This window comes from Mycobacterium sp. Root265 (assembly GCF_001428895.1).
In the GTDB taxonomy this organism is placed as follows: domain Bacteria; phylum Actinomycetota; class Actinomycetes; order Mycobacteriales; family Mycobacteriaceae; genus Mycobacterium.
In genome coordinates, this window is the sequence record NZ_LMJA01000002.1 from 207,713 (window position 1) to 228,096 (window position 20,384).

21 protein-coding genes are annotated in these 20,384 nt (G+C 66.9%); 12 read left to right on the forward strand and 9 right to left on the reverse strand.

Going from position 1 to position 20,384, the window contains the following annotated elements; translation table 11 throughout:
* Nucleotides 1–2 precede the first annotated feature (2 nt).
* The 7 genes from fdxA (at nt 3) to ASE48_RS04330 (ending at nt 6,252) form a co-directional block, all read left to right on the forward strand.
* Complete coding sequence (gene fdxA / locus ASE48_RS04300) at nt 3–323, forward strand: ferredoxin (protein ID WP_057165788.1); 321 nt, start codon at nt 3–5, stop codon at nt 321–323.
* Nucleotides 320–1,414: a succinyldiaminopimelate transaminase gene (dapC, locus tag ASE48_RS04305; protein WP_057165789.1), complete on the forward strand. Its 1,095-nt coding sequence runs from the start codon at nt 320–322 to the stop codon at nt 1,412–1,414. The genes fdxA and dapC overlap by 4 nt, the downstream gene beginning before the upstream one ends.
* A 293-nt stretch (nt 1,415–1,707) precedes the next feature.
* The gene (locus ASE48_RS04310; RefSeq protein ID WP_057165790.1) at nt 1,708–2,151 is read left to right on the forward strand and encodes a nuclear transport factor 2 family protein; all 444 of its coding nucleotides are present in this window, start codon (nt 1,708–1,710) and stop codon (nt 2,149–2,151) included.
* A 5-nt stretch (nt 2,152–2,156) separates the two neighbouring features.
* Nucleotides 2,157–3,350 (forward strand): sulfotransferase family protein, encoded by a 1,194-nt coding sequence (locus ASE48_RS04315; protein ID WP_057165791.1) that lies wholly within the window; start codon nt 2,157–2,159, stop codon nt 3,348–3,350.
* Nucleotides 3,351–4,595, forward strand: coding sequence for a DUF1214 domain-containing protein (locus tag ASE48_RS04320; RefSeq protein ID WP_057165792.1), 1,245 nt, complete (start codon nt 3,351–3,353; stop codon nt 4,593–4,595).
* Complete coding sequence (locus ASE48_RS04325) at nt 4,595–5,431, forward strand: oxidoreductase (protein WP_057165793.1); 837 nt, start codon at nt 4,595–4,597, stop codon at nt 5,429–5,431. The genes ASE48_RS04320 and ASE48_RS04325 overlap by 1 nt, the downstream gene beginning before the upstream one ends.
* The gene (locus tag ASE48_RS04330) at nt 5,431–6,252 is read left to right on the forward strand and encodes a mycofactocin-coupled SDR family oxidoreductase (protein WP_082613998.1); all 822 of its coding nucleotides are present in this window, start codon (nt 5,431–5,433) and stop codon (nt 6,250–6,252) included. Before ASE48_RS04325 ends, ASE48_RS04330 begins: the two co-directional genes overlap by 1 nt.
* On the opposite strand, the gene ASE48_RS04335 is transcribed toward ASE48_RS04330, so the two are convergent.
* Complete coding sequence (locus ASE48_RS04335; RefSeq protein WP_057165794.1) at nt 6,249–7,805, reverse strand: PucR family transcriptional regulator; 1,557 nt, start codon at nt 7,803–7,805, stop codon at nt 6,249–6,251. The genes ASE48_RS04330 and ASE48_RS04335 overlap by 4 nt on opposite strands.
* Nucleotides 7,806–7,898: 93 nt before the next feature.
* Here ASE48_RS04335 and pruA point away from each other — a divergent pair, with 93 nt between their 5' ends.
* Nucleotides 7,899–9,527: an L-glutamate gamma-semialdehyde dehydrogenase gene (gene pruA, locus ASE48_RS04340; protein ID WP_057165994.1), complete on the forward strand. Its 1,629-nt coding sequence runs from the start codon at nt 7,899–7,901 to the stop codon at nt 9,525–9,527.
* A 2-nt stretch (nt 9,528–9,529) separates the two neighbouring features.
* A complete protein-coding gene (locus tag ASE48_RS04345; protein ID WP_057165795.1) occupies nt 9,530–10,483 on the forward strand; it encodes a proline dehydrogenase family protein in 954 nt (317 codons plus the stop codon).
* Nucleotides 10,484–10,562: 79 nt separating this feature from the next.
* Here the strand turns inward: ASE48_RS04345 and rfbC are convergent, their stop codons facing one another.
* From rfbC to ASE48_RS04380, 7 genes are all read right to left on the reverse strand, one after another.
* Nucleotides 10,563–11,171, reverse strand: coding sequence for a dTDP-4-dehydrorhamnose 3,5-epimerase (rfbC, locus tag ASE48_RS04350; protein WP_057165796.1), 609 nt, complete (start codon nt 11,169–11,171; stop codon nt 10,563–10,565).
* The gene (rfbB, locus tag ASE48_RS04355) at nt 11,168–12,160 is read right to left on the reverse strand and encodes a dTDP-glucose 4,6-dehydratase (RefSeq protein WP_057165797.1); all 993 of its coding nucleotides are present in this window, start codon (nt 12,158–12,160) and stop codon (nt 11,168–11,170) included. The genes rfbC and rfbB overlap by 4 nt, the downstream gene beginning before the upstream one ends.
* Nucleotides 12,161–12,251: 91 nt before the next feature.
* Nucleotides 12,252–12,671 carry a YybH family protein gene (locus ASE48_RS04360; RefSeq protein WP_057165798.1) on the reverse strand — a complete coding sequence of 140 codons (420 nt, stop codon included), beginning with the start codon at nt 12,669–12,671 and terminating at the stop codon, nt 12,252–12,254.
* Between the two features lie 37 nt (nt 12,672–12,708).
* Nucleotides 12,709–14,346 (reverse strand): nucleobase:cation symporter-2 family protein, encoded by a 1,638-nt coding sequence (locus ASE48_RS04365; RefSeq protein WP_057165799.1) that lies wholly within the window; start codon nt 14,344–14,346, stop codon nt 12,709–12,711.
* Between the two features lie 64 nt (nt 14,347–14,410).
* A complete protein-coding gene (locus ASE48_RS04370) occupies nt 14,411–14,908 on the reverse strand; it encodes a hypothetical protein (RefSeq protein ID WP_057165800.1) in 498 nt (165 codons plus the stop codon).
* Between the two features lie 147 nt (nt 14,909–15,055).
* Complete coding sequence (locus ASE48_RS04375; protein ID WP_057165801.1) at nt 15,056–15,817, reverse strand: DUF5995 family protein; 762 nt, start codon at nt 15,815–15,817, stop codon at nt 15,056–15,058.
* A gap of 61 nt (nt 15,818–15,878) precedes the next feature.
* Nucleotides 15,879–16,457: an NUDIX domain-containing protein gene (locus ASE48_RS04380; RefSeq protein ID WP_057165802.1), complete on the reverse strand. Its 579-nt coding sequence runs from the start codon at nt 16,455–16,457 to the stop codon at nt 15,879–15,881.
* A gap of 23 nt (nt 16,458–16,480) precedes the next feature.
* Here ASE48_RS04380 and ASE48_RS04385 point away from each other — a divergent pair, with 23 nt between their 5' ends.
* Nucleotides 16,481–17,881, forward strand: coding sequence for an acyl-CoA synthetase (locus ASE48_RS04385; RefSeq protein WP_057165803.1), 1,401 nt, complete (start codon nt 16,481–16,483; stop codon nt 17,879–17,881).
* Between the two features lie 10 nt (nt 17,882–17,891).
* Complete coding sequence (locus tag ASE48_RS04390) at nt 17,892–18,236, forward strand: VOC family protein (protein ID WP_057165804.1); 345 nt, start codon at nt 17,892–17,894, stop codon at nt 18,234–18,236.
* A 14-nt stretch (nt 18,237–18,250) separates the two neighbouring features.
* Here ASE48_RS04390 and dapD read toward each other — a convergent pair whose 3' ends face one another.
* Complete coding sequence (gene dapD / locus ASE48_RS04395) at nt 18,251–19,231, reverse strand: 2,3,4,5-tetrahydropyridine-2,6-dicarboxylate N-succinyltransferase (RefSeq protein ID WP_200962068.1); 981 nt, start codon at nt 19,229–19,231, stop codon at nt 18,251–18,253.
* On the opposite strand from dapD, the gene dapE reads away from it, so the two are divergent.
* Complete coding sequence (dapE, locus tag ASE48_RS04400) at nt 19,230–20,297, forward strand: succinyl-diaminopimelate desuccinylase (RefSeq protein WP_057165806.1); 1,068 nt, start codon at nt 19,230–19,232, stop codon at nt 20,295–20,297. The genes dapD and dapE overlap by 2 nt on opposite strands.
* The last annotated feature ends 87 nt before the right edge of the window (nt 20,298–20,384 follow it).

Sequence of the window (20,384 nt, forward strand, 5' to 3'; positions counted from 1 at the left end):
CAGTGACGTACACGATTGCCGAACCCTGCGTCGACGTGAAAGACAAGGCATGCATCGAGGAATGCCCTGTCGATTGCATCTACGAAGGTGCACGCATGCTGTACATCCACCCGGATGAATGCGTCGACTGCGGCGCATGCGAGCCGGTGTGCCCGGTCGAGGCCATCTACTACGAAGATGATGTCCCCGACCAGTGGAGCAACTACACGCAGATCAACGCGGACTTCTTCAGCGAGCTGGGCTCTCCCGGCGGCGCGTCGAAGGTCGGCCAGACCGACAACGACCCGCAGGCCATCAAGGATCTCGAACCCAAGGGCGAGTGAACTCACGTAAATCGACGTCACTGCCGGTGTTCCCCTGGGACACCTTGGCCGACGTCACCACCACCGCGCGCGCTCATCCCGAGGGCATCGTCGACCTGTCGGTCGGCACCCCCGTCGATGACGTCGCCCCGGTGATACGTGAGGCGCTCGCGGACGCGAGCGCGACGCCGGGATACCCGACCACCGCGGGCACCCCCGAACTTCGCGCGTCGATCCACGCGGCGTTGCAACGCCGCTTCGGCATCACCGGTGTGGCCCCGGCCGCGGTGCTGCCGGTCATCGGCACCAAGGAGCTCATCGCCTGGCTGCCGACGCTGTTGGGTCTGGGATCCGAGGACACCGTGGTGATCCCGGAGTTGGCGTACCCCACCTACGACGTGGGCGCCCGGCTGGCCGGGGCTCAGGTGCTCGCCGCGGACTCACTGACCCAGATCGGCCCGCAGACACCGGCGCTGGTGTTCCTGAACTCGCCGAGTAATCCGTCGGGCAAGGTGCTCGGTCTGGACCACCTGCGCAAGGTCGTGGGGTGGGCCCGCGAACGGGGTGTGCTGATCGCCTCCGACGAGTGCTACCTCGGGCTGGCGTGGGACGCCCAGCCGCTGTCGGTGCTGCATCCGTCGGTGTGCGACGGCGACCACACCGGACTGCTGGCCATTCACTCGTTGTCCAAGACGTCCTCGCTGGCCGGCTACCGGGCCGGCTTCGTGGCGGGCGACCCCGCCGTGGTGGCCGAGCTGCTGGCGGTGCGCAAGCACGCCGGGATGATGGTGCCCGGGCCGATTCAGGCAGCCATGGTCGCGGCGCTGAACGACGACGACCACATCGCGGTGCAGCGCGAGCGTTACGCCAAGCGACGCGCCGTGTTGCTGCCCGCACTACGTGACGCAGGCTTCACCGTCGACCACTCCGAGGCGGGGCTGTATCTCTGGGCCACTCGAGGAGAGCCCTGCCGCGACACCCTCGGCTGGCTGGCCCAGCGTGGAATCCTGGTGGCGCCCGGCGAGTTCTACGGCCCGGCCGGGGCCCAGCATGTGCGGGTGGCGCTGACGGCCACCGATGAGCGCATCGACGCTGCGGCGGCCCGGCTCTAGATCTGCGCCGAGCGGCCACGTACCGCACATGACTCGGCGAAAAGCGTGTCTCAACTGGCCACTGGGCGGCCAGGTGAGCAGCAAACCGAATGCGATGGTGCACAGGATCGGATCGCCATGGACACCACCGGTGGACTGAGCCCGCAGTCAACCGAACGGTGGACACTGTTCAGGCGTGCTGCCAGTTTTGCTGAGGCCGTTGACATCACGCGGCTGGACTGGTTGATTCTCGAAATGACCGTGATTCCGGTCAGCTCTGCCAACTTCGGTTCGATGAGGAGCCAGTTGCCGACATGTCAGCCAGCGCACGCCAGATCGAGAATCTGCTGTACACCTACGCCGAGCGAATCGACGCCGGCGATCTGGCTGGCGTCGCCGACCTTTTCGCCCACGGCCGGATCTGCGGAGTCGAGGACGGTCCACCGGAGACGGTGTTCAGCGGAACCGAACGCGTCCGGCAGATGTACGACATGGCGACCAGGTTGTATGAGGACGGCACCCCGAAAACCAAGCATCTGACCAGCAATGCGCGCATCGAGGTCGACGAGGCGGCCGGGACCGCACAGAGTCGGTCCAACTACCTGGTCACGCAGGCGACACCGGATCTGCCGCTGCAGGTCATCGTGACCGGCCACTACCGCGACACCTTCCACCGACTCGACGGCCGCTGGTGGTTCGACACGCGGATCATGTTCGTCGATCAGGTGGGCGATGTCAGCCACCACCTGAAGTTCTGACCGCCGTGCCGCAAGGTTCACCGTTCGACGCGGCAGACCTCATGGCGGCTGCCCGGGGCAAGGAACGGCTCGACGATTGGGGACCGCTGGCGTTCGAGACGCCGCTTGCGGTGCTGGCCGACAGCTACGCCGAGGCGGGGCTGAACCAGATCGGGGAGTACATCCTGCGCGCGGGTCTGGTGCACGGCCTGCGGATGCGGTTGCGTGCCCAGGAATGGATCCGCCGATACCCCGAGATTCTGGAGGAGGCGATCCTCGCCCCGATCGTGGTGGTCGGGATGATGCGCAGCGGAACCACCCTGCTGCAACGACTGCTGGCCGCCGACCCACGCTTTCACTGCGCCTACGGCTGGGAGGTGGTGGAGGTCGCCCCGAAGCTCGATTACCGGTGGTCGACGCCCGAGGATCCCCGCATCCTGATCAGCACGGCGCGGGAGGCGAAATCGCGTGAGCTGGCACCGGAATTGTTCGCGATCCACCCCATGTACGCCCGCGAGCCCGAAGAGGAGATCGTCTTCCTGTCGGACGCCTTCCTGTCGCATGTACCGGAATCGGGCGCCCATGTGCCCACCTACCGGTCCTGGATCGACGCGCAGGACTTCACTCCCGCGTACGACTACCTGCACCGGATGCTGCAGTTCCTGCAGTGGCAGAAGCGCAGGGCCGGCAAGGTCGCGGACCGCTGGGTGCTCAAGACACCCGCGCACCTGGGCTACCTCGATGCGCTGCGTGCCCGGTTCCCCGATATGCATCTGGTGCACATGCACCGGGATCCGCGCGACACCATCCCTTCCGGTGCGAGCCTGAACGCCACCCTGCATGCCATGCACGCCGACCATGTCGATCCGGCGCGGGTCGGAGCCCAGTGGCTGGCGCGGATGGGCTGGACCAATGATCGCGCCATGGCGGTCCGGGACAGCTGGGTCGATGAAGACGAGCGTGCCACCGACATCGAATTCAGCATCGCGGTATCCGATCCGATCGGCCAGGTGTCCCGGGTGTACGACGCGATCGGTCTACCGCTGACCGCCGACGCCGAGCGCGCGATGCGGCGCTGGTTGGCCGAACGCCCCCGGGAGGCGGCGCGACCGCCGTATACGGCGGCCACCTTCGGACTCAGCGACGACCAGATCGGTGAGCGGTTCGCGGCCTACAACAGGCGCTTTCGCGGCGCCGTCCCATCCACCCGAGGAGAATGAATGTCCGAGCACCCGGTGGCCACCGCAACCCAACACGAACAGGAGCTCGCGGCGCTGGACCTGTTGGAGCATCCGACGGTGCAGGCCGCCTATCGCAGCGTCGCCGAGACCTGGCTGGGGCGGGCGAAGGCCTCCGATGCGATGCGGGCGTGTTTCGAGGACGCATTCGCCGAAGTGATGTTCTCGGCGGCGGTGTGGTCCTCCAACCAGGACGCGCTGCGGCCGAAGGTCAGTTGCATCACCCGGCTGGCGCACCCCGTGCAGGGCCGTGCGATACCCGGGTCACGTTGGGGCATCGACAATCCCGACAGCGTGTACCGGGTGATCCCGATCTCCGGCGACGAGCGCTACGAGATCCACGGCCGCGTCGGGCAGAACCGGATGACGGAGAACTACTTCACGCTGTGGGACGCGAACATGGGCACCGTCGCCGTGCTCAACGGCCGCACCATGGACGTCGAATCCGACGGGTCGTTCACCATCACCGTCGACTCCGATCCCGCGGGCGGCCGACCCAACCACGTGCAGTCCACCCCCGAGGCCCACGAGTTCTACATCCGTGATGTCCTGCTCAACTGGGACCGCGACGACCCCAATCACCTTTCGGTGCAACGGCTCGGCGGCCCACCGTTACGACCGGCCCGCACCCGCGACGAGCAGGCCGACGCCACCGCGGACATGATGGCGTACTTCGCCAACTTCACCGGCAAGCTCAGTCACGGTGTCTACAAGATGCCGCCCAACAACTTCAACCTCGCCTGGTCGGCCGACAAGGTCGGCGCGATGCGCAATCAGGTGTACGTCATGGGCCGCTTCGACCTCAGCCCCGGTGAGGCGTTCGTCGTCGACGTCGGCGACGGTGGCGCCGAGTACTTCACCGTTCCGCTGAGCAACATCTGGGGCACGACGCTCGACATCGTCGATCGCACGGGCAGCCTCAACAAGGCGCAGTCGACACCCAACGCGGACGGCTCCTATACCTACGTCATCTCCCCGACCGATCCCGGCGTCGCCAACTGGATCGACTCCGACGGACTGAACGAGGGCATCCTGACGTTGCGGATGGCCGAATTCGGCGGTGACGGACCCAAAGAGGACCTCGGTGCGCGCGGGCGGGTGGTGAAACTCGACGATCTCGAACGCGAGGCCCCGACATTGCGCCGGGTGTCCGCGCAGGAACGCGCGACCGAACTCGCCGAGCGCCGTGCGGCGTACCTGCGCCGCCTACCCGAGGGGACTGCCTGATGACCCGCTGGTTGATCACCGGATGCTCCACCGGCATCGGACGCGAGATCGGCCGCGCCGCTTTGGAGGCCGGGCACTCCGTGGTTGTCACAGCACGGCGCCGGGAGGCGGTGGCCGATTTCGTCGACACGTTCGGTGACCGCGCCGTGGCCGTCGCCCTCGACGTCACCGACAAGGATCAGATCGCCGCGGCGGTCGCGGCGGCGCACGACGCGTTCGGCGGTATCGACGTCCTGGTCAACAATGCGGGCTACGGCTACATGTCGGCCGTCGAAGAAGGCGATGACGCCGAGGTGCGGAAACTGTTCGATACCAACTACTTCGGGGTGGTCGATACGATCAAAGCGGTGCTACCGGCCATGCGGGCATCCAAATCCGGTCACATCGTCAACATCTCGTCGATGACCGGTCTGGTGGCCAACCCGCCCAACGCCTACTACTCCTCGACAAAGTTTGCGCTGGAGGCGCTCACCGAGGCGCTCGCTCAGGAGGTCGCACCGCTGGGCATCAAGGTGACCGCCATCGAACCCGGAGCCTTCCGCACCGACTGGGCCAGGCGTTCGATGCAGGAATCCTCCACGCCGATCGGTGATTACGACGACGGCGTCGGGACCCGTAAGACGTTGATCAAGGAGTTCGCCGACCACTTGCCCGGTGATCCGCGCAAGGTCGCCGAGGCGGTGCTGACGGTGACGGCGCTGGACGAACCGCCGCTGCGCCTGCTGCTCGGGCGCGATGTGCTGAAGGCGGTGCGGGACAAGATCGCTGCCCTGTCTGCCTCCATCGACGAGTGGGAAGCCGTGACCAAGGACGTCAACTTCCCGAAGGGCACCTAGTGGCCCGGCAGGCAGGCAAGGTGGCTTTCATCACCGGTGCGGCCCGGGGGATGGGTCGTGCTCATGCCGTGAAGCTTGCCGGCGAGGGGGCCGACATCATCGCGCTGGATGTCTGCGGGCCGTTCGAGTCGACCGACTACCCCGGGTCGACATCCGATGACCTGGCGACGACGGTGGAACTCGTCGAGAAACAGGGCCGCCGCATCATCGCCCGCGAAGGCGACGTCCGCGATCCTGACGCGGTGGATCAGGTGGTCGCCGCCGGTGTCGCGGAGTTCGGTCGTATCGACATCGTCATCGCGAATGCCGGCATCATCCGGCTGACGGATTCGGACCACCGCGCGCAGGTCTTCCGCGACGTCGTCGATGTGAACCTGACCGGCGCGTGGAACACGGTCGACGCGGCGCTCCCCACGATGATCGCCGGTGGACGGGGCGGGGCGATCGTGTTGGCGAGTTCGACGGCCGGTATCCGAGCGTCCGGTACCGACCGGCCCGGGTTGCAGGCCTATGCGGCATCCAAGCGCGGGTTGGTGGCGCTGATGCAGGGCTGGGCCAGTGACCTTGCGCGGCATTCGATCCGGGTGAACACCATCCACCCGTCGGGGGTGGCGACCGACATGATCATCAACGAGACCACCATCGGGTTGGCGCAGGCGGCCGACCCATGGATGGGCACCCAGCAGAACGCCCTGCCGATTGCCTTGTTGCAGCCCGAGCAGATCGCGAACGCGGTGGCGTGGCTGGTATCCGAGGAGGCCGAGTTCATCACCGGCGTGGCGTGGCCGCTCGACGCGGGGTTCGGTATCCGGACGTACTAGCGGGTGGCGCGCAGGCTCAGCGACAGCAGCAGGCGAAGTTCGGCATCATCCAATGACGCGGCGATGAGCTTTTCCAGACGGCGCACCCGGTAGCGCACCGTGTTGGGATGCACGTGTAAGTGCTCGGCGACCGTGGCGATGTCGCCGAAGCAGTCCAGATATGCCGCCAGTGTGTCCGCCAGTACTGGTTGGGTGTCGCGCAGTTGACGGATGCGGGGGTCGACCAGATGCTCGTCGGCTTCGATCATCGACACGATCTCGTCGAGCAGGACGGTGGTGCGGGCGTCATCGAGTGAGGACACCTGCGCGATGGCACCGGGATGGCGCTGTGCGCTCTGGAACACCCTGTCGACCTCGGTGCGGGCGGGCGCGATATCGGCAAGCCCGGTCAGTGGGGCCGCGATCACCGCGCGCAGGCTGAGCCCCAACTCGCGGCGCAATGCGGACACCACGCCCCGCACCCAGGACGTCACCGCTGCCGGTGCACCGATCTTCGGGAACACCACGTAGACCCGGTCGTCGTCGGCGGTCACCTGCGCGTCGACGCGGAAGGCGCCGGCGCTCAGTGCCAGCACATCCGGTGGGGCGCCCTGGAACGCGACCAATGCCGCGCGGGTGTCTGCGGCGACGCCCAGGCCCTGGGCCACCGAGGACACGTCGATCTCGGCGCCGGCCAGACCGAGGAGTTGGCGCACCAGGACCGTGTGGGTGGAAGGTGCCGCCGCCAGCCGGGACATGATCCGGGCCGCCAGCACCGCCGCACCCCGCAGCACATCCTCGACGTCCTCGGCCAACGGTTGCGAACCTTGTTGCAGCCAAATGGTTCCGGCGAACTCGGCCGCCCGCCGACCATCTGGTGATGCGTGGTGCACGCCGACGGCCAGCCGCGGGCGCAGGCCCAGTTCGGGCCGCGCGTCGACGCGCACGACATCGGCGGATGCGCGTAACGAGTCGAAAACCCCCCACTGCCCCAGCCATTCGAGGTGGGCGGGCGGACCGGCGCGGCCCATGATGGACAGCCGCCGCAAGTCATCGGCCTCGTCGTTGGACGCCGAGTAGGCCAGCACATGGGATGCGGTGTCCTCGATGCTCACCATGCCGCGGGTGCGTTCGGCGATCGACTGGGCGAGCCCGAACAGGTCGGTGCCGGAATCCGACTGCGGATCGGCGCGGTCGCCGTGGTGTTCGAAGACGTGGTTGACCAATCGGAACAACCGTTCCCAGCGGGCTCGTGGTTCGACGGCCACGACGGCGACCCCGGCCTGCGTTGCCCGGGCGATCACCGACGGGTGCGGCTCCTTGACGAAGATCGCGACTGGCTGTCGGGTTTGGGCGGCCAGCCAGTGCACCGCATCCGCCGGACTGATGCCGAGCAGAAAAAACACATCCGCGGCACCGGCCGCGGCCGCCAGGCCCAGGCGCACGTCGTCGGCGTCGAGCAATGCCGCCGAGGCCACCGGCAGGTCCAGCCCGCGCGGAGCCTCCACCAGATTGACCAGGGTGGTGTCCAGCGCCAGCAGCAGCCGGCCGAGTCCCACACCGGTGTCCGACATATTGGCCAATCGTACTAGAAGGTCCATCAAAGCTTGGTCAATCGAACAACCTATGCGAGCGCTGGATCAGCCATCGTTGCCGGTATGGATGCCATCACCGCGATCACTGACGTGCCGCTTCCGCTGAACGAGCCCATTCACGACTACGCACCGGGCAGCCCCGAGCGGGCCCGCCTCACCGCTGCGCTGAGCGACCTCGCTCAAGCACCGATCGACCTGCCGCATGTGATCGGCGGCAGGCACACCATGGGCGCGGGAGACCGTATCGACGTGGTCCAGCCACACCGCCACCAGTCGGTGCTGGGAACGCTGACCAACGCCGGGCACGACGAGGCCACCGCCGCAGTCACCGCGGCCGTCGCCGCCAAGGACGCCTGGGCGGACACCCCGTTCGACGAGCGCGCCGCGGTGTTCCTGCGCGCCGCCGACCTGATGTCCGGTCCGTGGCGCGAGAAGATCGCCGCGGCCACCATGCTCGGCCAGTCCAAGACCGCCTACCAGGCCGAGATCGACTCGCCCTGCGAGCTCGTCGACTTCTGGCGCTTCAACGTGGCGTTCGCCCGGCAGATCCTCGCGCAGCAGCCGATCAGCAGTCGCGGCGTGTGGAATCGCACCGACTACCGTCCGCTTGAGGGTTTCGTCTACGCGATCACCCCGTTCAACTTCACCGCCATCGCGGGAAACCTGCCGACCGCGCCCGCCCTGATGGGCAACACCGTGGTGTGGAAACCGTCCATCACGCAGACGTTCTCGGCCTACCTCACCATGCAACTGCTGGAAGCCGCCGGACTGCCGCCGGGGGTCATCAACCTCGTCACCGGCGACGGTTTCGCGGTGTCCGATGTGGTGCTGGCCGACCCGCGGCTGGCCGGCATCCACTTCACCGGATCCACCGCGACGTTCCAGCACCTGTGGCGCGAGGTCGGCACCAACATCGACCGCTACCGCACCTATCCGCGGCTGGTGGGGGAGACCGGCGGCAAGGACTTCGTCGTCGCGCACCCGTCGGCGCAACCGGATGTGTTGCGCACCGCCCTGATCCGCGGTGCCTTCGACTACCAGGGCCAGAAATGCTCGGCGGCGTCGAGGGCCTTCGTCCCGCGCTCGGTGTGGACGCAGATGGGTGACGACTTCCTGGGCGCCACCGAGGCACTGACGTACGGCGATGTCACCGACCTGTCGAACTACGGGGGTGCCGTCATCGATGAGCGCGCCTACGCCAAGAGCGCGCGCGCCATCGACCGGGCCAAGGGCGCAGCCGGTGTCACGATCGCCGTCGGTGGTGAATGCGAGGACAGTGATGGCTATTTCGTGCGTCCCACGGTACTGCTGTCCGACGACCCGACCGACGAGGCATTCCGCGATGAGTACTTTGGGCCGATCCTGGCCGTGCACGTCTACGACGACGACAAGTGGGACGACATCCTCGGTGTTGTCGACGCCGGATCCACCTACGCGCTGACCGGTGCGGTGATCGCCGATGACCGTACCGCCGTGCTCGACGCCCAGCACCGGCTGCGCCATGCGGCGGGCAACTTCTACGTCAACGACAAGCCCACCGGTGCGGTCGTCGGCCAGCAGCCGTTCGGCGGATCCCGGGCCTCCGGGACCAACGACAAGGCCGGTTCGGCACTGAACCTACTGCGGTGGACCTCGGCACGCTCCATCAAGGAGACCTTCGTCCCGCCGACCGATCACCGCTACCCGCACATGGAGGCCTGACCATGAGTGTCTTCCAGAAGCTGGCGCGGCCCACGATCCTGGCCGCGAGCAGATCCGACAAGCTGCGGCGCACCGCCGAGCGAATGCCCGTGACGCGCGATGTCGTGCACCGGTTCGTGCCCGGGGAAACCATCGACGACGCCATGGGTTCAGTTGCTGCGCTGCGGGATTCACGGCGCTTCGTCAGCATCGACTACCTGGGCGAGGATGTCACCGACCAGGACACTGCGGGTGCCACGGTCGAGGCCTACCTGGGGTTACTGGACGCGCTCGCGCGGCGCGCAGAGTCGACCGGTTCTCCGCGGACCCTGGAGGTGTCGCTGAAGCTGTCGGCGCTGGGCCAGGCGTTGCCCCGTGACGGCGAGAAGATCGCCATGGAGAACGCCCACATCATCTGTCAGAAGGCCGGTGACGTCGGCGCCTGGGTGACGGTGGACGCCGAGGACCACACCACCACCGACTCGACACTGTCCATCGTGCGGGATCTGCGTGCCGATTTCGACTGGCTGGGCACGGTACTGCAGGCGTACCTCGAGCGCACCGCAACAGACTGCCGCGAGTTCGCCGCCTCCGGCGCCCGAATCCGGCTGTGCAAGGGCGCCTACGACGAGCCCGCTTCCGTCGCGTTCCGTGAGCGCACCGAGGTGACCGACTCCTATCTGCGGTGCCTACGCATCCTGATGGCCGGCAGCGGCTACCCGATGGTGGCATCACACGACCCGGAGATCATCAACGCGGTGCCCGGGATGGTGTCGGAGTTCGGCCGCGGTGTAGATGATTTCGAGTACCAGATGCTGTACGGCATCCGCGACGACGAGCAGCGCCGACTGGCCGACGCGGGCCACCACGTCCGCGTGTACGTGCCTTTCGGGACGCAGTGGTACGGCTACTTCGTGCGCCGGCTCGCCGAACGTCCGGCGAACCTCGCGTTCTTCCTTCGCGCGCTGCTGGATTGACGACCAGCGGTCAGGGCCTGCTGATCGGTCACGGCACTAGGATGTCCGCTCTCGCTGTCAGTTTCGAGCAGGCGGGCGATCAGCCCAGGCGGGTACGCAATCCATCGACAAAACTGCGGGTGGCCTCCCACGTCGGCAGCTTCCCGGACTCCGCGACCTCCGCCAACGTCGGGGCGTGCAGGTCGCGGTCGGACAACGACGGAGTGAACCCGGCGGGCCATGCGATGCCCAGGGCGGGATCGGTGGCCAGTATCGTGTGTTCCCGGGTGGGGCTGTACGGCGCCGAACACAGGTACATCACCGTCGAATCATCTTCCAGCGCAAGAAATCCGTGCGCCAATCCCTCCGAGAGGTAGATCGTTCGGCGAGATTCTTCGTCGAGTCGCACCGCGTCCCAGTGTCCGAATGTCGGCGACCCGACCCGGATGTCCACCGCCACGTCGAACACCGCGCCCCGTACGCACGTCACATATTTGGCCTGGCTCGGCGGAAGCTCGGCGAAGTGCAGTCCGCGCAGCACCCCGGCCATCGACACCGAGCAGTTCGCCTGAGCGAGGGTGAAATCGTGGCCGGCGAAGTCGCGGAAGGCCGACTCGGTGAACCACTCGAAGAACATGCCACGGGCGTCTCCGCGCAGCTGGGGAGTGATCTCCCAGGCGCCTGGTACGGCGAGCTCGCGGACGTTCACTGACCGCGCCCCGCGTAGGCAGTCTCGACACCGTTTTTGAGCGGGCCCCACCACGCCTCGTTGGTCGTGTACCAGTCGATCGTCGCCCGCAACCCGTCTTCGAAGTCGGTATGCGCGGGTGCCCAGCCGAGTTCGTCGTACAACACCGATGCGTCGATCGCGTAGCGCAGATCGTGACCGGCGCGATCGGTCACGTGGTCGAAATCGTCGGGCGAGCGACCCATCAGCGTCAGGATGGTGCGCATCACCGTCAGATTGTCGCGCTCGCCTCCCGCGCCGATCAGGTACGTGCGGCCCACCTGTCCTGCGGTGAGGATGCGCCAGACCGCGGTGTTGTGGTCTTCGACATGGATCCAGTCGCGGACGTTCTTCCCGAGGCCATAGAGCTTCGGCCGCCGCCCGGTGAGGATGTTGGTGATCTGCCGCGGAATGAACTTCTCGACGTGTTGGTACGGGCCGTAGTTGTTGGAGCAGTTCGAAATCGTGGCCTGCACACCGTAGGAGCGCACCCACGCACGGACCAACATGTCGGACGCCGCCTTGGTCGATGAGTACGGGCTCGACGGGTTGTACGGGGTGGTTTCGTTGAACCGATCGGGCACGTCCAGTGGCAGGTCACCGTAGACCTCGTCGGTCGAGACGTGGTGCAGTCGGACCCCGTGCCTGCGGGCCGCCTCGAGGATGGTGAACGTGCCGATGACATTGGTGTGCAGGAACGGCTCGGGATCTGCCAGCGCATTGTCCACGTGGGTCTCGGCGGCGAAATGTACGATGGCGTCCGTCTCGGGCACCAGTTTGCCCACCAACTCGGCATCGGTGATATCGCCTTCGACCAGTCTGATGTCACCCTCGACCGGGCGCAGCGACTCCCTGCTGCCTGCGTAGGTGAGGGAGTCGAGTACGGTCACGTCGGCCAGGCCGCCGTGTACCACGGCATGCACGAAATTCGAGCCGATGAAGCCCGCTCCTCCGGTGACGAGCAATCGCATAGTCCGTAGGGTAGTGCGCTCGCTCAGCGGTGCTTTCCGAGGCCCGCCGAGTCTTCTTCGCGGAATCTACGGCGGCGGCGCCACCTCGGATCTAGTTCCCGCGTTCCGCGCCGACCTGGGTGGTGTCCGGGAACGAGTGGTGTTCGTGCAGGATCTGCCACCTGCCGTCGACCCTGCGCAGGCCCATGGACAGCCGTAGCCGGTTGTCCGGGTTCTCCGCGAACTCCTTCTCGCCACCGCAGCGCAGCAGTCCGTAGGCGAACGCGACATCGTCGCCGGCCACCACGTCCAGTTCGAGCAACTCGAAAGTGGCCCCGCTGCTGATGAACTCGAAGAACGGTGGCCAGCTGGCGCGGTAGGCCGTGATACCGCGGATCCCCTCATACGGGGGCGGCACGTCGAACATCACGATGTCATCGGCATGCGCACCGGTGACCGCGTCGAGGTCACAGGCCCTGATGCCGTCGACCCAGCGGGTCACCAGCGCGCGGATATCGGTTTCGGCATTCATAACGGTATGGACCGCGGCGGGCGGGAAAAGTCATCGGTCAGCCGCCGCGGGTGGAGAACCTGCCGTCGGTGACCTCATCCCATTTCTGGCACACCGCGGCGACCTGCTCATCGCCCTGTTCGCGGATCCACGCGCACGTCTCCCGGTCCGTGGACGGGTTGGTGACGATGATGGTGCGCAGTTCGGGCCGGTCCTCGGCGAGCTGGCGCAACCGCGCCGGCGGCGTCGAAGGATCCGCTGCCCGGAGCGCGTCCAGCGGATCGGGCAGCGCACCGCGCGGGGCGTCATGCGCCGACAACTCGCTCTCGTCGGTACCGGTACTGCGGCTGTTGAGCAGCAGGTTCAGCAGGATGGCGGTGAGGGCACCCGCCGAGATCCCGGAATGGAAGATCGTCTGGAACCAGTCGGGGAATTGGTGATACAGGTCCAGCGAGAGGTTCACCGGGGTGTCGGCCAGCGTGCGGTCGGTGTAGTACAGCTTGGCCTCGGTCAGCATGGCGACCCCGACCGAGATCGCCACCACCAGGACGTTGGTGTTGGTGAACTTCACCTTGGTCAGCGTCCGGACGCCGCTGGCCGCCACCATGCCGAACAGTGCCACCCCGGCACCGCCGAGCACCGGCAGCGGGATGCCTTCGACGACGGCGGCCATCTTGGGCAGCAGCCCGAGCAGGATCAAGATGATCCCGGCGACCGTCGCCACGTGCCGGGTCCGCACGCCGGTGATGGCGACCAGGCCGACGTTCTGGGCGAACGCGGTGTAGGGGAATGTGTTGAAGATGCCGCCGATCACGGTGCCGAGGCCGTCTGCGCGCAGACCGTCGGCGAGCTTCTGCGGGGTGATCTTCTCGTCCACGATCTCGCCGACCGCGACGATATCGCCGGTGGTCTCGGTCATGATCACGATGCCCACGATGAGCAGCGCGATGATCGAGCTGATCTCGAACGTCGGGGCGCCGAACTGGAACGGGGTCACGAATCCGATCCAGGTGTAGTCACCCATGTGTTCCCAGTTGGTGCGGCCGAACGGGATCGCCACGACGGTGCCGATGAGCAGACCGAGCAGAATCGACACCCGGCGCAGCGCCTCGGGCGCGAACCGCTCGATGACGATGATCGTGGCCAGGGTGAAGAACCCCAGACCGATCGCCGTCGGCGAGCCGAAGTCCGGCCCGGCAGCGGTGCCACCGCCGAACCAACCGGCGGCCACCCGCATCAGCGAGACCCCGATGATGAGGATGATGGTCCCGGTCACCAGGGGTGGGAAGAACCGGATGAGTTTCCCGAACACCGGGGCGAGCAGGACCATGAAGAGACCGCAGGCGATCACCGAGCCGTAGATGGCGGTGATGCCGTGATTGGTGCCGATGGTGATCATCGGGCCGACCGCGGCGAAGGTGACACCCTGCATGAGCGGCAACCGAACGCCGAAGCGCCAGAATCCAACTGACTGGATGATCGTCGCGATCCCGGCCACGAACAGGTCCGCCATGATCAGGTGCACGATGTCGGACTGCTCGAGTTGGCCTGCGCCGACCATCGCCCCACCGACGATCAGCGGTACCGCGACCGCGCCGGCATACATCGCCAGCACATGCTGGATGCCAAGTGGCAGTAACCGTTTCAGCGGCGGAACTTCATCGACCGGGCGGACCGTGGGCGTGGGTGCAGCCATGCCGCCATCCTGGGAGAGTGAGGTTTCGCGGGGTTTCCCCTGAGATGACCGGTGTATTACGGCCCTACGGGGCGGGGAACGCTGCGGCGGGCATCAGCACATTGCCCCGGCATGGACCGCTGAGGATGTCGGTGTACCAACTGCCCTGCAGGGTGCCGTCGGGCTGGGGTGTGTAGGACACCCAGGACTGCGCCGGGCTGAACACCCGCGGAGTGCTGTCACCGAGGAAGCACTCCCACTGCCAGTTGTACGCAAAGGTCCACTTCTCGCCGGTCCATTTGTAGCGCTGAGGCTGCGGGATCGTCGGGTTCGAGGGCGCGGGACCGTCCAGCACGGTGGCGACGCAGGTACTGCCGGCGCAGGCCGTCGCGAACGTGTAGACGGCGCTCAGATCACCTTCGGCTTGGCGGGCGGCGACGCTGGTGCCGTTCTTCTGCGAGGCATAGGTCACGACGTTGTAGCGGCCGTTCCATCCCTGGCCGACGGCGGCGGCGGAGGGCATGGGAGCGAGGCCGGCCACGAGGACGGCTGCCAACGCAGTGCACAGTCGACGGACCAACATCCCTTTCCCTATTCAGTCAAAGATCAGCTGACCTAAAGGTAGCGGGGGGCTGTGACAAAACCGCTGATCGTCATGTCAGCAGCGTCAATTAGAGACCACATTGTGACGGTGCTCGTCCGCCGTGATGTGCGAACCGCCGCCGACCGATCACACCAGAGCGTCGAGTGCGGTGATGATGGCCGATACGTCGGTGCTTTCCGCCCGTCGGATGTGACGCACCACCGACCCGATGGGTTCAGGCGGCGCGGCGACGACGCGGCCCAGCAGCTTGGTGCGGGCATCGATCGTCTCGACCAGCAGAGGTCGGATGGTGCGCGGCGTGTGCGCGACCACCGTGGCGGTCCGCCAAGCTTCGTCGCGGGCCGCCTCCACACTGAAGTCCAGGGCCAGCGCCACATCGGAACCGCCGACGGTGGTCAGTTCGGCCAGTCTCGGGGAGAACTCTTCGATGGCATCGCGGGCCATGGGGATCACCGACGCCAGAATCTCGTTGATGCGGTCGAAGTCGCGCTGAAAGCTGGGCAGTTTGGTCCGAGCGAACTCGGTGCCGGTCACCACGCCGAGGTCGAGGTTGATATGGGCATTGATCGCCAACAGGAGGTCCTGCAGGACGATGGTGTCCGCGGACAGGGTTCGCTCGAACGCGAAATGCCATGCGCGGCTGGCCTTCCTGCCCTTGCCGAACTGTTCGTACGCGGCGAAGTACGCGTTGGCGAACTGCGCATCGAACCGCGACATTCGGGGCCCGTCATCGAAGAGACCGTCCTTGATGCCGCGTTTGATACCGAGTGTGACCTGACGGTAGAGCGCGGCAAAGCATCCCAGCGGGTCGGACCGCCTCTTGGTGTCGGCGATGATCGTCCCGAGGTTGTCGAGGACGTCGTCGATGTTCGTCGCTTTCGTGGGCATCTGGCCACCCCCTATACCGCCGACTATGGCGACATCCGGGTGCGGTGACGTGAGTAGTCGGCTACCCGTCTTGGTGGGGATCTCCTCGACGCGGCTGAGCGGGGGTGTCGCGCTGTAACCGCACCATCGTCCACGCGGCGATCGTCTGTGCATCGGTGATGTCTCCGTCGCGGATCATCTGTTCGATCTGCGCGCCGGTGAACCAGGCACTGTGCATGTCCTGCTCTTCGTGCTCTCGCTCGTGCTCACCCTGGGTCAGCCCGGTCGCCAGGAACACCCAGCCGCGCTGGCTGCTCATCCCGGGCGCGACGTCGAGTTGCCCGATCCGGACCAGCGAGTCCGCCCGCAGGCCCGTTTCCTCGCGTAGTTCACGGGCCGCCAGTTCGAGGGGCTCCAGGTCGGCCCGGTCGGGCGCGGTACCTTGCGGGAACTCCCAGCGCCGCAAACCGATCGGGTAGCGGAATTGCTCGACGAGATGGAAGAGATCACCGTCGCGCGCGACCACCAGCGCGTAGGTGGGCTTGTCGATCACGCCGTAGATGCCGTGGCTGCCGTCGGGTCGCCGGATCGCGTCCTCGCGCACCGTCATCCAGCTGTTGCGGTAGACCTCACGACTGGACATCCGCTCGATCGGTCCCATAGGCCAAGAGTAGCCTCACCAGGGTGTTGCTGACCTCGCTGGACCCGGCCGCCGTGGCCGCCGGGCACGACCTGGCCGACGCGGTGCGTATCGACGGTGTGTCGCTGAGCCGCAGTGACCTGGTGGGAGCGGGCACCTCTGTTGCCGAACGTGTCGCGCGGGCGCAGCGGGTCGCGATCCTTGCCACACCCACTGCGACGACGGTGCTGGCCGTCATCGGCTGCCTGATCGCCGGGGTGCCGTTCGTGCCGGTCCCCGCAGACGTCGGGGTCACCGAACGGGCACACCTGCTCAGCGATTCCGGTGTGCAGGCCTGGCTCGGAGAACTACCTGCCGAAAGCGAAGGACTGCCGCATATCCCGGTGCGGATGCACGCCCGGTCCTGGCACCGCTACGCCGAGCCGCGACCCGAGTCGACGGCGATGATCATGTACACCTCCGGCACGACCGGTTTGCCCAAGGGCGTCACGATCAGTCGGCGCGCCATCGCCGCCGATATCGACGCGCTGGCGCAGGCCTGGGAGTGGACTGCTGCGGACACCCTGGTGCACGGCTTGCCGCTGTTCCATGTGCACGGTCTGGTGCTCGGGTTGCTGGGGTCGCTGCGGATCGGAAACCGGTTCGTACACACCGGGAAACCGACACCACAGGCCTACGCCGAAGCGGCGGGCACGCTGTACTTCGGGGTGCCCACGGTGTGGTCGCGCATCGCCGCCGATGCCGAGTCCGCTCGGGCGCTCTCGTCGGCACGGCTGCTGGTGTCGGGCAGCGCGGCGCTGCCGACGCCGGTGTTCGAGGATCTGGTGAAGCTGACCGGGCATGCGCCGGTCGAGCGATACGGCAGCACCGAATCGCTGATCACCATCAGCACCCGGGTCGACGGCGAACGCCGGCCTGGCTGGGTGGGCCTACCGGTGGCCGGGGTGCAGACCCGGTTGGTTGATGACGAAGGTCAGCCCGTGCCGCACGACGGCGAATCGATCGGACAACTCCAGGTGAAGAGCCCCACCAACTTCAGCGGGTACCTCAATCGGCCTGATGCCACGGCTGAGGCCTTCGACGCCGAAGGCTGGTACCGCACAGGTGATGTCGCGGTGATCGACGCCGAAGGAATGCACCGTATCGTCGGGCGCGAATCGGTCGACCTGATCAAATCGGGCGGATTCCGGATCGGCGCCGGGGAGATTGAAACCGTTCTGCTGGGGTATCCGGGTGTCGACGAGGTGGCCGTGGTCGGAGTGCCCGATGACGATCTGGGGCAGCGGATCGTGGCTTTCGTCGTCGGCGACGCGGACCCGGACGAACTCATCCACTTTGTCGCCGAACAGCTTTCGGTACACAAGAGGCCCAGGGAGGTGCGCAAGGTGGACAGTTTGCCACGCAATGCGATGGGCAAGGTGCTCAAGAAGGAACTGGCGAAATGAGGCGGTGCCCATGCTGAGGCTCAGCCAGATTGCCGTCGACGCACGTGACCCGGCGGCGCTGGGGGCGTGGTGGAGCGAGGTCCTGGGCTGGCCGTTGCGCGTCGACTCCGACGGTGACGCTTTTCTGACACCCCCGCCGGGGCACGGGGCCGAGTTGTTGTTCCTCGGGGTGCCCGAGGACAAGGTGGTCAAGAACCGTCTGCACCTGGACTTCACGCCCGAGGATCAGCAGGCCGAGGTCGACCGGGTGCTCGCACTCGGCGCGCGCCGAGTGGACATCGGTCAGGGCGAGCAGACCTGGGTGGTGCTGGCCGACCCGGAGGGCAACGAGTTCTGCATCCTCGCCGCCGAATAACCGCTCGGAGCAAGCTAGTTGGCGTGCAGCGCCTCATTCAGGGTGATGCCGGTGCCGTCGCGTTTGACGACCTCGACCGCACCGGACAGTGAGTTGCGGCGGAACAACAGGTTGCTCGAACCCGAGAGTTCCTTGGCCTTGACGGTCTGACCGTCCGCGGTGCTCACCTTGGTGCCGCCGGTGACGTACAGGCCCGCCTCGACTACGCAGTCGTCGCCCAGCGAGATGCCGACGCCGGCGTTCGCGCCCAGCAGGCAACGTTTGCCCACCTTGATGACCTCTTTGCCGCCACCGGACAGGGTGCCCATGATGGAGGCGCCGCCGCCGATGTCGGAGCCGTCATCGACCACCACGCCCGCCGAGATGCGCCCCTCCACCATGGAGTTGCCCAGGGTGCCGGCGTTGAAGTTCACGAAACCCTCGTGCATGACAGTGGTGCCGGACGCCAGGTGCGCGCCCAGACGCACCCGGTCGGCGTCGGCGATGCGCACCCCGGTCGGGGTCACGTAGTCGACCATCCGGGGAAACTTGTCGATGCCGTACACGGTGACCGCCCCGCGGCGACGCAGCTTGGCACGCACCAGCTCGAAGCCCTCGACCGCGGCCGGACCGAAGTTCGTCCACACCACGTTGGCCAGCAGCCCGAAAATGCCGTCGAGATTGGCCTCGTGCGGCTTGATCAGGCGGTGGGAAAGCAGATGCAGCCGCAGGTAGGCGTCGAACGTGTCGGCGGGCTTGTCATCCAGCGAGGCGATGGTGGTGCGCACCGCGACGACCTCGACATCACGGTCGGTGTCCGGGCCGGTCAGATCGGCCAGGTTGTCGGTCAGCTCGGCGACCGACAGCCGCGTGGTGCCCGTGGATCCGTCGCCAGTCAGCTCAGGAGCGGGAAACCAGGTATCCAGGACGGTTCCTTCGGCGGCGATGGTGGCCAGGCCGAAGCCAGATGCAGCAGTCACGGGGCTACACGCTACTGGACTAACCTCAGTGCCCATGGGGCTAGACCTGCGCGCCGATCCGATCGCACTGACCGCCGCGCTGGTGGACATCCCCAGCGAGTCGCGCCACGAGCGGCGCATCGCCGACGAGATCGAGGTGGCGCTGCGTGAGCAGGCGCCGCACTTCGAGGTCATCCGTAATGGTGACGCCGTGCTGGCCCGCACCAATCTGGGCCGTTCGTCACGGGTGCTGCTGGCCGGGCACACCGACACCGTGCCGGCCGCCGACAACCTGCCCACCCGCGTCGAAGACGGCCGGATGTACGGCTGTGGCACCTCGGACATGAAGTCTGGCGATGCGGTGTTCCTGCACCTGGCCGCCACCATCGCCGAGCCCGCCCACGACCTCACCCTGGTCATGTACGACTGCGAGGAGATCGAGTCCAGCGCCAACGGACTGGGCCGCATCGAGCGCGAGCTCCCGGACTGGCTGACCGCCGACGTCGCGATCCTCGGTGAGCCCTCCGGCGGGTTCATCGAGGCCGGCTGCCAGGGCACCATCCGGATCGTTGCGAGCGCAGCCGGAACACGGGCGCACTCGGCACGATCCTGGCTGGGCGACAACGCCATTCACAAACTCGGTGCCGTACTCGACCGGCTGTCGCGGTACGAGGCCCGCAGCGTGGACATCGACGGCTGTGTGTACCGCGAGGGACTTTCCGCGGTGCGCATCGATGGCGGTGTCGCGGGCAACGTCATCCCGGATGCGGCGACGGTGACCGTCAACTTCCGATTCGCTCCCGACCGCAGCGTCGAGCAGGCGATCGCGCACGTGCACGAGGTGCTCGAGGGTCTGGACGTGTCGCTGCAGGTCACCGATTCCGCCGCCGGCGCGCTGCCCGGGCTGGCCAACCCCGCGGCCGCAGCGCTGGTGGCCGCGGCCGGCGGACAGGTGCGCGCCAAATACGGCTGGACCGATGTGTCACGGTTCGCCGCGCTGGGCATTGCCGCGGTCAACTACGGTCCCGGGGATCCGAACCTGGCGCACAAGGTCGACGAGCATGTCGACATCGCGGCGATCACCGCCACCACCGAGACGCTGCGGGCGTACTTAACCGCTTGACCCGATTCGGTAGCATGGTTCACGTGCTGGGAATCGACGACATCTCCGGGTAGTTCCCGAGATCTCACCTGTCGTCCGCAAAAGCCT